Consider the following 13435-nt stretch of genomic DNA (forward strand, 5'->3'; position numbering starts at 1 on the left):
TCAATCCTGTTGCTTGGGAGTGATGATGGCAGCTCTGGCCTGCGCATCGAGCGCCAGACGGCAGACCTCGAAGACGTGGCGCTGGCTCATCGCCGTCTCGGTACGGTCGCGCACGTCCCTGGCGAAGGCGTCGAAGTAGTCGAGCGGCTCGCGCGAACAGTCGATGTGGCGTATGCCCGAACCGTTCACCAGGAACAGGTGGTCCTTGCCCGGCCGCCCGGCGATGTCGATGTATTTCCTGAGCTCGATATAGCCTTCGGTACCCAGGATGGTGAGCCGCCCGTCGCCCCAGGTGGGCAAGCCGTCGGGCGTGAACCAGTCGACGCGGATGTAGCCCGAGGCCTGCGCACTGCGCAAAAGCACCTCGCCGAAATCCTGGAACTCGGCTGATTGCGGCGTGCCGAGATTACCGACCGAGCTTGCCACGACCTCGGCGCTGTCCGAGCCGGTGTAGAACAGGAACTGGTCGATCTGGTGCGAGGCGATGTCGTTGATGACGCCGCCAATGGCTTCCATCTCGAAGAACCAGCCCGGTCGTGTGGAGAGCGATTTTCTGTGCGGCCCCACGCCGAGGGTCTGCACCACTTTCCCGACCGCCCCGTCGGCCACCATCTTGCCGGCTACCACGGCGGACGGCACGCAAAGCCGCTCGGAAAAGCAGACGGAGAAGATGCGACCCGTCCGCGCGACGGTTCTTTCTACCGCCTCGAGTTGCTCGAACGTGGTGACGCCCGGCTTGTCGACGATCACGTCCTTACCAGCCTCCATGGCGCGGATCGCCAGCCCCGCCCGATCGCGCGGGATGGCGGCGGTGCAGATGACGTTGATCGAGGGGTCGGCAAGGATCGCCTCCCGGTCAAGCGCCTCCGCCTCCGGATAGGTCTTGCGGAAATTCTCCAATAGCGCCGGGACCGAGGTCTGCGTGCAGTAGCCCACGAACTCTGCGCCCGCTGCGGTGAGGCCGTTTACATGGTCGAATATATGCCCGTGGTCGATGCCCACGGCCGCAAACTTCAGCATTCTTGCCGTTCCTTCTGCCAATCCTCGCCCATTGGGAAGCCGAATTCGATACCGGTGCCCAGCCCCTCTTGCCCCTACCGCAGGAGCGCGGGACCACATTTCGGTCAGACCAGAACGGAAACTGGAAGATATGTCAAGTCCGGCACACGACATCCCTTATGTGAAAAGATACAGTTAAATCATAAGCTTCTAGAAAATAGGCGCCCATTCTCTTTGACTATTGACATTCTGACCAGACGAAACGAAGCTTCTCTGGTTAGACCAACGTCATTTTTCGGCTGGGACAGCCAGGCTGGTCGACAGGGCGGGCGACCGCCCTTAGAGGAGGAGAATCATGAAGCTTACTGCTATTTTGTCGAACACCGCTTTCGGCCTGGTGATGACGGCGACGGCACACGCCCAGGAGGTCACGATATACTGCGACGATATCGGATTCGGCTGCAAGACGATGGCGCCCGTCGCCGAGCGGTTCAACGAGGAGCACCCGGGTAAGACGGTGAAGCTGGAGACGGTATCCTATCAGACCGTCGTCGAGGCGCTGCCCGTGCAGCTCGAGTCCGGTGAGGGACCGGACGCCGCCATCATCACCGACCTGGGCGGCCTCAGCCGCTATTATGTCGACCTCACGCCGTATGTGGACGCGGCGAACTTCGAGAAGGAATTCGGCCAGACGCTGCAATGGCTGCGCGGTACAGACGGAAAGAGCAAGGCCATCAACGGCATGCCGACTTCGCTCACCGTGAACGGCGCCTATGTGAACCTCACCCTATTCGAGCAGGCGGGAGTTTCCGTGCCTGAGGAGGGGGCAACCTGGGACGAGTGGGCCGAAGCCGCGCGCAAGGTGGCCGAGGCGACCAACACCGAGTTCCCGATGGAGATGGACCGCTCCGGTCACCGTTTCGCGAGCTTCGCCATTAGCCATGGCGCCGAACTGGTCGATGAGGAAGGAAATCCCGTCGTCGATGACGGCCTGCACGCGGCTATCGACACGTTCGTCGAGTGGCACAAGAACGGCACCATGCCACTCGATCTCTGGGGCGCGGTCGGCGGCTCGACGCACCGGGAGCTTTTCGAGGACTTCCTGAACGCGAATGTGGTGTTCTATTTCGGCGGCTCGTGGACGCTCAGCCGGATGGATACCGAGGTCGGCGACCTGTTCGAGTGGGCCGTGGTCGATACGCCCTGCGGCCCGTCCTCCTGCACGGCGATGCCCGGCGGCGGAGCGCTGGTGGGCTTCAAGCACACGCCGCACCCCGAACTCGTGGGCGAATATATCGACTATGTCGCGCAGCAGGAGAACTACAAGGAGATCATCGCCGCAGCGGTCGAGATTCCCGCCGCCACATCGCTCATCGAGGAAGGCGTCGACTATCCCACCGCCTCCGAGCGGACCCAGGTAGCGCTCCGGACCTTCATGGACCAGATCCCGAAGATGGCGCCGGCCGCCTACCGTTTCCAGGGCTGGCGCTATCAGCGGGCCATGATGAACGCGCTGACGACGCGCATCAGCCAGGTCATTAATGACGAGCTGACCGTCGAGGCCGCGCTAGAGCGCATCAGGCAGGACGTGGAGCTTGCGATTCAGGCTGCGGAAGCCAAGTAGCCGGCGCGCGGAGGGAGCCATGCGCGCCGCAGCCACATTCTCGGGAGCCTTCACAGCCCTGGTCGCCCTGCCGGCCAGGGCGATCGAGCCGGTCATGCGCGGTGCGCAGAAGATCCTTGGCATCAAGCGGATGCCCTGGGTGTTCCTCTTCCCCAATTTGGCGGCCGTGCTGTTCTTCTCGCTTCTGCCGGTCTTCATCAACATCTTCTATTCGGCCACCGGCAGCGACCGGCTTTACCCCGCGGACCGGCCCTATGTCGGCGCAGCGAATTACGAGACACTGTTCGAGTGCGGGAGCTATCTCGACCCCTCTACATGCTCCCGCGACCTCTTCTGGCGCGCGCTGGGCAATACGCTGATCTTCGTGCCCGTACAGGTCGCGGCGATGATCGGGATCGCGCTCTTCACCGCCATCTGCCTCAACCGCGACATCCGCGGCCGGGGTTTCTTCCGCGGCATCTTCTTCTTCCCGGTCATGCTCTCACCGGTGGTAGTGGCGCTGACGTGGCAATGGATCCTGCAGCGAAACGGTGCCCTCAACGGCCTGTTGACGGCGCTCGGTCTCACACCGGTGAACTGGTTGGTGTTCCCGAACTCCGCCTTCTTCTGGTCGGTCTTCGTGACCGTATGGGCGCATATGGGCTTCTTCACAATCATCCTGCTGGCCGGCCTGCAGTCGATCCCGCGCGACGTCTATGAGGCGGCGAAGATGGATGCCGCAAATCCCTGGCGCGTCTTCACGCGCATCACGCTGCCCATGCTCAAGCCCACCTTGCTGGTGGTCTTCATCCTGTGCGTCATCCGCTCGGTGCAGACCTTCGATGAGCTTTACGTTCTGACAGGCGGCGGCCCAGGCTCGGCGACGATTTTGATCGTGCAGTATATCTACGAGATCGGCTTCGCCATCCAGCCGCGCAATTTCGGTCTGGCGGCTGCAGCCTCCCTGCTGCTCGGTGCCGTGCTGCTGGTCTTTACCCTGATCCAACTGCGGCTGGCGCGGGGGAAGAGCTATGACTGAGCTTACCGCCCGCACCGCGCAAAGCTCCATCCTCCAGTTCCTCACCCGTCGCCGCGGCAGGGTGCGTGCGGATTGGACCGACTGGCTCACCTACGCCTACCTGTTTCTCGGCCTGGCAGTGATGTTCGCGCCGGTGCTCTGGGTCGTGCTTTCCTCCTTCAAGGCACCCGTCAACCTGGCCGAGTTTCCGCCCACCTTCCTGCCCTACGCGGCGGAGACGGTGACAGTGGAGGGTTTCGACGAGCCCCTGTCCCTTTACGAGGTCACCACCGAGGACGGCGAGACGCGGCAGCTGGCGCAAATCCGCCGTGTCGGGCTCAACGCCCAGATGATCGATCCGGCAAATCCCGGGGCCGGGCGGCTCGTCGTACCCGTGGCGGATGCCAAGCCCGTGCGAAGTATCTTCTTCACCTGGCAGCATTACACGCGGCTCCTGTCTGCCTCGGGCTCGGATCTGTGGCTGTTCGTCTATAATTCGCTCTTCATCACCATCGTCGCCACGGCAATTACGGTGATCATGAATTCCATGGCCGCCTTTGCGCTTTCGAAATACCGCTTCAAGGGCAACACACTCGCCCTCATCGCCATCCTAATGACGCTGATGATACCGCCGACCGTGGTGCTCGTGCCGATCTATCTGATCGTCGCCCAGTTGGGCCTCGTGGGCAATCTATGGGGCGTCATTCTGCCCACAGTCGCCACCCCCACCGGCGTCTTCCTCCTCAGGCAGTACATGCTCACCATCCCCGACGAACTGATCGAGGCGGCGCGCATGGACCATGCCAGCGAATGGCGCATCTACTGGCGCATCATTCTGCCTCTCTCCGCGCCGGCGCTCGCGGTGGTGGCGATCTTCTCGATCCTGTCGCGCTGGAACGATTTCCTGCTGCCCCTGGTCGTGCTCAACCGGCGCGAGGTCTTCACGCTGCAACTGGCGCTCGCCTCGTTCCAGGACGAGAACCAGATTCATTACGACCAGCTCCTGGCGATGACGACGCTGACCGCCCTGCCGCTCGCCTTCGCCTTCATCTTCCTGCAGCGCTACATCGCCAGCGGCATCGCCTCGACCGGTATCAAGTGAAATCGGACACGTAAATCGGAATGGCAAATCTCGTCCTGGAAAAGCTCAGCAAGTCCTTCGGCGCCGTCGAGGTGATCCCCGGCCTCGACCTTCAGATCGAAGATGGCGAGTTCGTGGTCTTCGTCGGGCCGTCAGGCTGCGGCAAGTCCACCCTGTTGCGCCTCATCGCCGGGCTGGAGGAGGCCACCGCCGGCGACATCCGTATCGCCGGCGAGAGCGTGATTTCCGTGCCCGCCGCCGACCGCGGCGTGGCGATGGTTTTCCAGTCCTACGCGCTCTACCCGCACATGACCGTGCGCCAGAACCTCTCTTTCGGGCTGGAAAACATCCGCATGCCCAAGGACGAGATCGCCCGCCGAGTCGAGGCGGCGGCGAAGATGCTGCAGATCGAGGAACTGCTGGAGCGCCGGCCCAAGGAGTTGTCGGGAGGTCAGCGCCAGCGCGTCGCCATCGGCCGCGCCATCACCCGCAACCCGAAGATCTTTCTGTTCGATGAGCCGCTGTCGAACCTCGATGCGGAGCTTCGCGTTCTGATGCGCGTGGAGATCACCAAGTTGCATGAGCGGCTCGGCAACACCATGATCTATGTGACGCACGATCAGATCGAGGCCATGACCATGGCCGACAAGATCGTCGTGCTGCGCAAGGGCGTGATCGAGCAGGTGGGCGCGCCACTCGAACTCTATAACCACCCGCGCAACCTGTTCGTGGCAGGCTTCATCGGCTCGCCGCGCATGAACTTTCTCAACGGCGCGATCACTAGGGTCAGCGAAGCCGGCCTTTCCTTCCAAAGCCCGCATCTGCCGCCCTTTACCCTTCCCGCGCGCCCGGGTCCGCTCAGGGCGGGGGCAACGGTAACGCTGGGCGTGCGCCCTGAGCATTTCACGCTGTCTGAGAATGGCACGGGCTGGCCGCTTACGGTCAGCGTTTCCGAGCAGCACGGTTCCAATAGCTATCTGCACTGCGCCACACCTGACGGCACACCAGTCCTGATCCACGAAGCTGGACAGAGCCGCGTGGCGCGCGGTGACGTCCTGCACGCCGAGCCGCGAGAGGGCCACTGGCACCTTTTCGATGCAGCGGGCCTGCGCGTGCCGCTGGGCAATTGAAAGAGTACAGCCTACGAGGAGCACGACCGCCTAGTGCTGCAGGGTGATGCGCGCTTCCATACGCTGCTGGAACTAATCGATGACCACGGCGGCGATGACGACAAGGCCTTTGATCACGATCTGCCAGAAGGATCCGACGCCCATCATCAGTCTGTCCGAAGAAGGGAGATTGAATGTCCTCTCGCGGGAGAACGAATTCCAGAGCCCCGGGGAGAGAATCGATAACCGTGAGACGCTCAACCACCATATCGTTGCGGGGTGCACAGAAAAAAATCGAGCACGAAGGGAGGATTCAACATGCTAGCCGAAACTGCTTTCATGAATCGCAGAGGCTTCTTGAAGATCGCTGGGAGCTTCGTTGCCGCATCGGCGGTAGGTGGCGCGACAGGCAAAGGTTTCGCAGCCAATTATCCCAGCAGGACCTTCGACGTCATCGTTCCCACCCGAGAGGGCGGAGGGGCGGATGGTCTCTCCCGCGCCTTCATCAATAGCTGGAAGGACAAGATCGGACAAAATTTCGAGCGTCAGTTCAGCCCTGGCGCGGCCGGGCAAGTGGGCTATGAACTGTACTTCAAGCAACGCGAAATGGACGGCAGCAATTTGCTTTTCGGCAATGTGAGCGCGGAGATGATCATGTACGCGCTGCAGAAGCCTGATTTCAAATTCCCCGAGGACATTTACTACTTCTGCGGGATCGATACCGACCCTTGCGGCATATGGGTTTCGGGCGAAAGCCCATTCACGTCGGTTGAAGAGGTTGTCGAGACGGCCATGAAACGGCCGGTGAGCATCGCCGTGAGCCGGTTGCCGCACCCGGGCACGATCGGGCTTCTGGCCTTGGCCGAAGCGACAGGGGCGCAGTTCAACATCATTCCCTATGGCGGGGGCAATCCTCAGGTGGTGGCGGTGTTGAATGGGGAGGCCGAATGCGGCGGCGGTGGCACTGCAGGATATATCGAGGGGGCGCGTATCCTCGGGGTTTTCGACCGCGAAGAGTTCGTGCTGGCCGAGACCCGCGGTGACGTGCCGCTGATCAACGAAGTCTTTGGGACCGACATTCCCAGCCTTTACTCGACCCGCTCCTGGGCTGTCCACCGTAGCTGGGCCGATGCCAACCCGGACGACTACAAGGTGCTCCAGGATACCTCGGCGGCCGTATTCGACGATCCCAGGTTCAAGGAAGAGATCGTTCAGAGCGGGGTGACGCCTTGGGACGGCGTTCGTTTCCGCGATCAGTCCACTTGCATGGAACTTGCGCAGAGCATGGTCGAGCTGGCCACGAAATATGGAGATCAGCTGACTGCCGGTTAGGTGGCCAGCTGATGGCCGAGAGCCAAATATGGACGACCACCTATCGCGCGAGACGAGCCCCGGCGCCCCTAAACGGGCGCTGGGTGCCGATCTGTTGATCCCTGCCGTCGCGGGGCTCTTCGCGCTTTACTTCTTTTGGGACACCTGGAACCTGAAGTGGGAAGCGCGCATCAACGGGATTCTCATCGGCGTTCCCCTTCTGGGCCTCATCGTGCTCAAGATCGCCTCCATGGCGATCGCCATAACCGAAGGAAGGGCCTCGATGCGCCTCGGGTCCATCGCCGCCTGGACACCGGATCAGCGGCGACGCCTCGTTCTCTTGGCTGTATTTGCCGGTTTCGCGATGCTGATCGGGTGGCTCGGCGTCACGCTGTCGCTGTTCCTGGCTCTGCTTGCCAGCCTCTGGATTCTTGATGTTCGCAGCCCCGCCCTCCTGGTGCTACTTCCGGCCGGTACGGCTGCGCTGGTCTATGTTCTGTTCATTGCAGTCCTCGACAAGAGAATGCCCTACGGCCCGGTTGAAAACCTGCTTGCGCCTCTACTGGTCGGCGGAGGCATATGATGTTGTCTGGCTGGGAGAACTACGGGACGCTGCTTATTGCATCCTTCACCCACCTTTGGATCATCATTCCTGCGGTCGTCCTGGGCATCCTCGTCGGCGCCATTCCGGGGTTCAGCGCCCAAAACACGCTGCTCATCCTGCTGCCTCTCACCCTGGTCATGGATATTGATACGTCCATGGCATTCATGGTCTCGGTCTATTGCGCATCGCATATGGGTGCCGGCATCCCAGCAATTCTGATCAATATGCCCGGCACGGGAGGACACGCGGCAACCTGCCTAGACGGCTTCGCCATGACGAAGCAGGGACGCTCGCAAGAGGCTCTCGCGATCTCGGCATTCGCCTCGGTTGTCGGCGGCCTCTTCACTACCATCCTCGCCATCGCGTTTCTGCCCTTTCTTTCCAGGATGGGCCTCTACCTGCACAGCGTAGACATGGTTGTGATCATGGTCTTTGGCCTTTGCCTGATCGCAATGATCGCCACCGATGACCTCGTTAAGGGGCTGATCGCCGGCTTCTTCGGCCTCCTCATGGGAGTGGTCGGGACGGACTTTATCTACGGCACCCCCCGCGCCACGTTCGGTTTTATCGAGCTGTACGAAGGGGTGCCGCTGGTCCCCGCACTTATCGGCCTTCTCGCGATCTCGGAGGCCCTGGTGATGTTCGAGCGGGAGTCGGTCGCCTTGAGCTCGGAGGAGGCTCGTCAGAAGGTTTCGGGGTGGACCGGGACATTCGAGGGAATTCATCAATGTATCCGGCAATGGTGGATTCTGGCCTGGACTTCGTTCATCGGCCTCTTGATCGGCATCGTTCCGGGCGCAGGGGCCTCGATCGCCTCGTTCGTTGCCTACGCGCAGGCGCGTCTATTCTCCAGCGATCCGCAAAGTTTTGGCCGCGGCAGCCCGGCAGGCCTGATCGCGGCCGAAAGTTCAAACAATGGCGTGACCTCGGGGACGCTGGTCCCGCTGCTGGCGATTGGTGTGCCCGGCGGCACGACCGCCGCGGTCATGGCTGTGGTGCTTCAGTACAACGGCGTCCTTCTGGGCCCGCGCCTCTTCACAGACCGTCCCGAAACAGCCTACGGCATCTTCTTTTCGATGCTCGCGGCCTACATCGTGATGGTCTTCCTTGTGCTGCCGCTCGCGCGCTATGTGGGCACCATCGTTCTCGTACCGACGCGCGTGCTCGTTCCGCTGATCCTATCGCTAACCGTCGTCGCCTCGCTCGCCAACCGGGGCTACGTCTTCGACATCTATGTCGCGCTCGTCTTCGGCGTCATCGGCTACATCTGCCGGCGCACCGGGTACAATGTCATTGCCGTACTGATCGGCGTGCTCCTGGGGCCGCTTTTCGAGCAATACCTCCTGCGCTCGCTCCGGTTGGGTCAGGGCGATCTTCAAATTCTCTTCTCATCGTCCATAGGCAACACGCTGTGGGGGCTGCTCGTGCTGTCCCTCGCACTGCAGTGGTGGAAGGGGCGGAGGATGCGGCGGGCACTTCGCAACGGGCCTGCCGCCAAGGAAACCATCAATCCCTATTGAGCTATTATGCCAAACCAAACAGAATCTAAGAACTTCAAGCATTTGGCCAGGCTGGATATCCCGGGCGGCGGGCAGGTGACGGTTGAGAACGGCTACGCTTTTGTCGGCCACATGCACGCTCCGCACGGAACCAGCATCATCGATGTCGGCGATCCCAGACGGCCGAAACTCGTCCACACGATCATGCTGCCCGACCATCTGTCACACACCCACAAGGTGCGGGTGATCGGCGATCTGATGCTCGTCAACGTCGAACAGGCTGCCCGCCACCAGACGCGGCAGGCGGGCGCGGCGATCGAAGCTGATCCGAATGCGACGGACGCCCAGATCGCGGTGCGCACGGGGCTGCCCGCTAAGATTGTCGCCAGCGCACGTTGCTACACATCCCGGCCCTACGATCTCGGCGGCTGTAAGATCTACGACATCTCGGACAAGGCTCGTCCACGTGAGATCGCGTATATACGCACGCATGGGTTCGGTGCCCACCGCTTCGATGTGGACGAGAGATATCTTTACCTATCGACCGAAATGGAAGGATATATCGGCAACATCCTTGTCATCTACGACCTTGCCGACCCTTCCCGGCCGAAGGAGGTCAGCCGATGGTGGATGCCGGGCCAGCACGTCGCGGGCGGCGAGACGCCTTCCTGGCGAGGATACGGCCACCGCTTGCACCACGCGTTGCGATCCGGGAATCGGCTCTGGGCCGCCTGCATGAAGGCCGGCGTCTATGTGATCGACTGCTCCGACATCACGCGGCCGCGGACGCTCGGAAGCTACAATTACCATCCGCCCTTTCCGTCTCCCACGCACACCGTTATGCCGATCCGAGCGCGGCACAATGGGCGCCAGGTCGCGGTAGCGGTTGACGAAGAACATGATTTTGCGCCCGGGGAACCTCATGCGGGGCTGTGGTTCCTCGATGTGGAGGACCCGGCGGACATACGGCCGATCTCGCTTTTTCATCTCCAGGAGCGCGCAAGCCCCCATGCACTTTCCGGCCTTACGTTCGGCGCGCACCAGTATAACGAGACCATGCGCAGCGACACGCTGTTCGTGACCTGGTTCAGCGGGGGTCTGCGCGCGATCGACACGTCAAACCCGGCCCGCCCGCGTGAAATCGGTCATTTTCTTCCGCAACCGCCCGATGGCTATCCGGCACCGATGAGCAATGACGTCTACGCTGACGCTTCGGGCATTGTCTTTCTGTGCGACCGCAATCGCGGCCTCGACATTCTTCAATTCGAGGGCAGGTGAGAACGGTGATGGCCCAGAGGCGCATTTTTTCCGGCCCCAGCGTAGCCGAGGCCGAGACACGGTCGGGCCGCGTTTCGGGATTCCTTGCCGAGGATGTCTATACCTTCCTCGGAATACCCTATGGCGCCGATACTGGAGGGGTGAACCGGTTTCTCCCTCCACGGCTGCCGGCGTCCTGGGATAGTGCGCGGCCTTGTCTGACGTTCGGACCTATATGTCCGCAGCCGCCCCGCGCCGAGGCAGAGGAGATGAGCCGCGCGTATCAGGAGGAGGATTTCCTCTTGCAGTGGCGGGAGGGTGTGCAAAGTGAGAACTGCCTCAACCTTAACATCTGGACGCCGACACTCGACCGCGAAGCGCGACTTCCAGTTATGGTCTGGCTTCACGGTGGCCATTTCGCGTTTGGCTCGAGCAGCGAACTCCCGGCGACCAATGGAGAGGAACTCAGTCGACGCGGCGAGGTGATCGTCGTTAGCGTCAATCACCGGCTCAACATCTTTGGCTATATGCCCGCCCTGTCATTGGGAGAGAGATACGCCGGCTCGGGCAATGCCGGTATGCTCGACATCATCCTCGCGCTAGAATGGGTTCGCGACAATATAGAGGCATTCGGCGGCGATCCGGGCTGCGTGACGATCTTCGGCCAGTCCGGCGGCGGGGCGAAGGTGACGACGCTGATGGGGATGCCCGCAACACGTGGCCTGTTCCACCGCGCAATCGTCCAGAGCAACATCGCGCTGCGTCAGTGCGGGGCCGAGCAGGCGGACCGTGTCCGCACAGCCATTCGTGCCGAAATCGGTGGGATAGATGCCGAACGACGGTTGCTGGAGATGCCGTCGGAGCGCTTGATGCGCTTCGGAATGACGGTGGTGCAGCGTGTCGCGGTTCCCGAAAACCCGGCCCGCCGAAACCTCCGCGTCCGGTGGGAGCCTGTGGTCGACGGCATCAACCTTCCTAGCCATGCCTTCGATCCCGAGGCACCCGAGTTCAGCGCAGAGGTGCCGCTGCTTGTCGGCACGACGCTTCACGAGTTCTCAAACGGGATCGGCGTTCCCGATCCCGAAGGACTTACTGATCGTGCCGTGGCAGAAGAGTTTTCCCGCACTTTCGGCGAGCAAGGCCCTGCCGTGCTAGCTCTGTTCCGCTCCAAGTATCCCGACATCACGCCGTTCGAGCTTCGATCTCGCGCCTATGGCGCTACCGTGCGGGAATGTGCTGTGATCCAGGCCCGGCGCAAGGTGCGCCAAGGCCGGGCGCCTGCGTATCTCTACTGGTTCCGCTGGCGCACGCCGGCACTCGGTGGACGGCCGGGTGTATTCCACAATGCAGAATTGCCTTTCGTCTTCGCCAACGCCCACCGCTGTGTCGAGTGGACCACCGGCAGCCCGGAGGCGATCAGGCTGGCAGACCGCGTCGCGGGCACATGGGCTGAATTCGCCCGCACCGGCGATCCGAACCACCCGGGCCTGCCCGAATGGCTGCCCGTTTCCGCAGCCGGATGCGAGACGATGATCCTCGACACCGATTGCACCCTGGATATCGGTTCGGACCAGGACGAGCGGAAGTTGGCCGGTTCTGCCTGAGACCGATTAGAATTCCTTCCGATATGCTATGATGCGTATCCAGGAAGAAATTCGGGGTTGGTTCCGCCGGTGACGCTATCGGTTCTCGAGCGCACGAAACACATCAGCATCCGGCATTTCCGCGCCTTCGAAGCGGCCGGCCGGTTGGGCAGCCTGAATCAAGCGGGCGACGAAGTCCACATGTCTCAATCGACCATGACCTATGCGTTGCGTCAGGTCGAGGAGATGTTCCGCGTCCGATTGATGGAGCGCGATGCGCGCGGCAGCCGCCTGACGCCGGAAGGGGAAGTCGTCCATGCCCGCCTAGTGACTTTTTTCGAGCTTCTCAACGATACCGTGGTTGCGGCGCTTCGCCCGCTCGGGAAACGCGCCGAGGCGGATCTGGGTCGTATAGTCGCGTCTATCTCTTGGCTCCACATCGTTGCTGTTGCAGCATTTGCCCGCCTGGGCGACGTCGATGCGGCAGCGCAAAAGCTTGGAATTTCTCAGGCCTCTCTGTTGCGGCGGTTGCGTGAAGTCGGGCGGTGCCTGGGATGCGATCTGTTCGTACGGAACGCGGAGCGCCTTGTCCTCAACCGAACCGGACAGGCATTTGCCAGGGGCCTCAGCCTCGCGGCCAAGGAGCTCGACTATGCCGTCGACGAATTGGCCTCATTGGACGAGAGCCATGTCAGCACCATCGCCCTAGGCTGCCTTGGCCTGGCACGCACGGCACTGATCCCTATGACACTCTCCTGCTATCTGTCGCATCGCCCCTCGGTTCGTGTCCGACTCGTAGACGACTCCTTCGATGTCGCTTTCGCAAAGCTTTGCAACGGCGAGCTCGATTACCTGATTTGTGCAAAGCGCGACGACATGGCGGCGCATGGGATTGTGGGGGACGAGCTGTTCAGCGCAAATTATGCAATCGCATGCCGGGCCGGCCATCCGTTGACCCGCGTCGGCAAGGTTACTATTGCCGACCTACTGAGGCACGATTGGCTGCTGCCGATCGAAGGTACTCCACTGCGCCGAGCCTGCGAGCGGATCTTCGAAGGTGTCGCCTTCCCCAGCCACTCAGTGATCGAGACCCAGTCGGCGATGACATCCTTCGCCATCCTCCGCTCCAGCGACCGGCTGATGATTTCCTCCTGGCACGACATCGTCTCGAATGGCCAGGAGTTATATCTTTCCGTCCTGCCCTATCCGCTGCCGATCGCTGCGCGGTCGATCTATCTCTATCGACGGCAGAGTTTTCGTCCGCCCCCGCTTCATTCCGAACTCGCCGCGCGCTTGAGACGCCGCGCGGCTAAGTTCCACGAAATCAGCTCTCCGTTGCCGGAGCTGCGGCCGTCGTGAAAAGGCCCCAGC

11 protein-coding genes are annotated in these 13435 nt (G+C 61.9%); 10 read left to right on the forward strand and 1 reads right to left on the reverse strand.

What is annotated here, in order from left to right:
• Positions 1 to 1020, reverse strand: coding sequence for a Gfo/Idh/MocA family protein (locus N5A92_RS16660; protein ID WP_260904785.1), 1020 nt, complete (start codon positions 1018 to 1020; stop codon positions 1 to 3).
• A gap of 334 nt (positions 1021 to 1354) precedes the next feature.
• On the opposite strand from N5A92_RS16660, the gene N5A92_RS16665 reads away from it, so the two are divergent.
• The 10 genes from N5A92_RS16665 (at position 1355) to N5A92_RS16710 (ending at position 13423) form a co-directional block, all read left to right on the forward strand.
• Positions 1355 to 2623, forward strand: coding sequence for an ABC transporter substrate-binding protein (locus N5A92_RS16665; RefSeq protein ID WP_260904786.1), 1269 nt, complete (start codon positions 1355 to 1357; stop codon positions 2621 to 2623).
• A 94-nt stretch (positions 2624 to 2717) separates the two neighbouring features.
• The gene (locus N5A92_RS16670; protein ID WP_260905271.1) at positions 2718 to 3641 is read left to right on the forward strand and encodes a carbohydrate ABC transporter permease; all 924 of its coding nucleotides are present in this window, start codon (positions 2718 to 2720) and stop codon (positions 3639 to 3641) included.
• A complete protein-coding gene (locus tag N5A92_RS16675; RefSeq protein ID WP_260904788.1) occupies positions 3634 to 4722 on the forward strand; it encodes a carbohydrate ABC transporter permease in 1089 nt (362 codons plus the stop codon). The genes N5A92_RS16670 and N5A92_RS16675 overlap by 8 nt, the downstream gene beginning before the upstream one ends.
• A 20-nt stretch (positions 4723 to 4742) precedes the next feature.
• Positions 4743 to 5831, forward strand: a complete 1089-nt coding sequence (locus tag N5A92_RS16680) for an ABC transporter ATP-binding protein (RefSeq protein WP_260904790.1) — start codon at positions 4743 to 4745, stop codon at positions 5829 to 5831.
• Positions 5832 to 6128: 297 nt separating this feature from the next.
• Positions 6129 to 7142: a Bug family tripartite tricarboxylate transporter substrate binding protein gene (locus N5A92_RS16685; protein WP_260904791.1), complete on the forward strand. Its 1014-nt coding sequence runs from the start codon at positions 6129 to 6131 to the stop codon at positions 7140 to 7142.
• A 28-nt stretch (positions 7143 to 7170) separates the two neighbouring features.
• The gene (locus tag N5A92_RS16690) at positions 7171 to 7704 is read left to right on the forward strand and encodes a tripartite tricarboxylate transporter TctB family protein (RefSeq protein WP_260904793.1); all 534 of its coding nucleotides are present in this window, start codon (positions 7171 to 7173) and stop codon (positions 7702 to 7704) included.
• Positions 7704 to 9245 (forward strand): tripartite tricarboxylate transporter permease, encoded by a 1542-nt coding sequence (locus N5A92_RS16695; RefSeq protein ID WP_260904795.1) that lies wholly within the window; start codon positions 7704 to 7706, stop codon positions 9243 to 9245. The genes N5A92_RS16690 and N5A92_RS16695 overlap by 1 nt, the downstream gene beginning before the upstream one ends.
• Before the next feature lie 42 nt (positions 9246 to 9287).
• A complete protein-coding gene (locus N5A92_RS16700; RefSeq protein WP_260904796.1) occupies positions 9288 to 10502 on the forward strand; it encodes an LVIVD repeat-containing protein in 1215 nt (404 codons plus the stop codon).
• Between the two features lie 8 nt (positions 10503 to 10510).
• Complete coding sequence (locus N5A92_RS16705) at positions 10511 to 12085, forward strand: carboxylesterase/lipase family protein (RefSeq protein ID WP_260904797.1); 1575 nt, start codon at positions 10511 to 10513, stop codon at positions 12083 to 12085.
• Positions 12086 to 12142: 57 nt separating this feature from the next.
• Positions 12143 to 13423, forward strand: a complete 1281-nt coding sequence (locus tag N5A92_RS16710) for a LysR family transcriptional regulator (RefSeq protein WP_260904799.1) — start codon at positions 12143 to 12145, stop codon at positions 13421 to 13423.
• Positions 13424 to 13435 lie beyond the last annotated feature (12 nt).

This window comes from Chelativorans salis, assembly GCF_025336525.1.
Classification (GTDB): Bacteria; Pseudomonadota; Alphaproteobacteria; order Rhizobiales; family Rhizobiaceae; genus Chelativorans; species Chelativorans salis.

Excerpts from the sequence above, each read along its gene's own strand:
- N5A92_RS16660 (WP_260904785.1), bottom strand. The coding sequence starts at position 1,020 with ATGCTGAAGTTTGCGGCCGTGGGCATCGACCACGGGCATATATTCGAC.
- N5A92_RS16665 (WP_260904786.1), top strand. The coding sequence starts at position 1,355 with ATGAAGCTTACTGCTATTTTGTCGAACACCGCTTTCGGCCTGGTGATG.
- N5A92_RS16670 (WP_260905271.1), top strand. The coding sequence starts at position 2,718 with ATGCGCGGTGCGCAGAAGATCCTTGGCATCAAGCGGATGCCCTGGGTG.
- N5A92_RS16675 (WP_260904788.1), top strand. The coding sequence starts at position 3,634 with ATGACTGAGCTTACCGCCCGCACCGCGCAAAGCTCCATCCTCCAGTTC.
- N5A92_RS16680 (WP_260904790.1), top strand. The coding sequence starts at position 4,743 with ATGGCAAATCTCGTCCTGGAAAAGCTCAGCAAGTCCTTCGGCGCCGTC.
- N5A92_RS16685 (WP_260904791.1), top strand. The coding sequence starts at position 6,129 with ATGCTAGCCGAAACTGCTTTCATGAATCGCAGAGGCTTCTTGAAGATC.
- N5A92_RS16690 (WP_260904793.1), top strand. The coding sequence starts at position 7,171 with ATGGACGACCACCTATCGCGCGAGACGAGCCCCGGCGCCCCTAAACGG.
- N5A92_RS16695 (WP_260904795.1), top strand. The coding sequence starts at position 7,704 with ATGTTGTCTGGCTGGGAGAACTACGGGACGCTGCTTATTGCATCCTTC.
- N5A92_RS16705 (WP_260904797.1), top strand. The coding sequence starts at position 10,511 with ATGGCCCAGAGGCGCATTTTTTCCGGCCCCAGCGTAGCCGAGGCCGAG.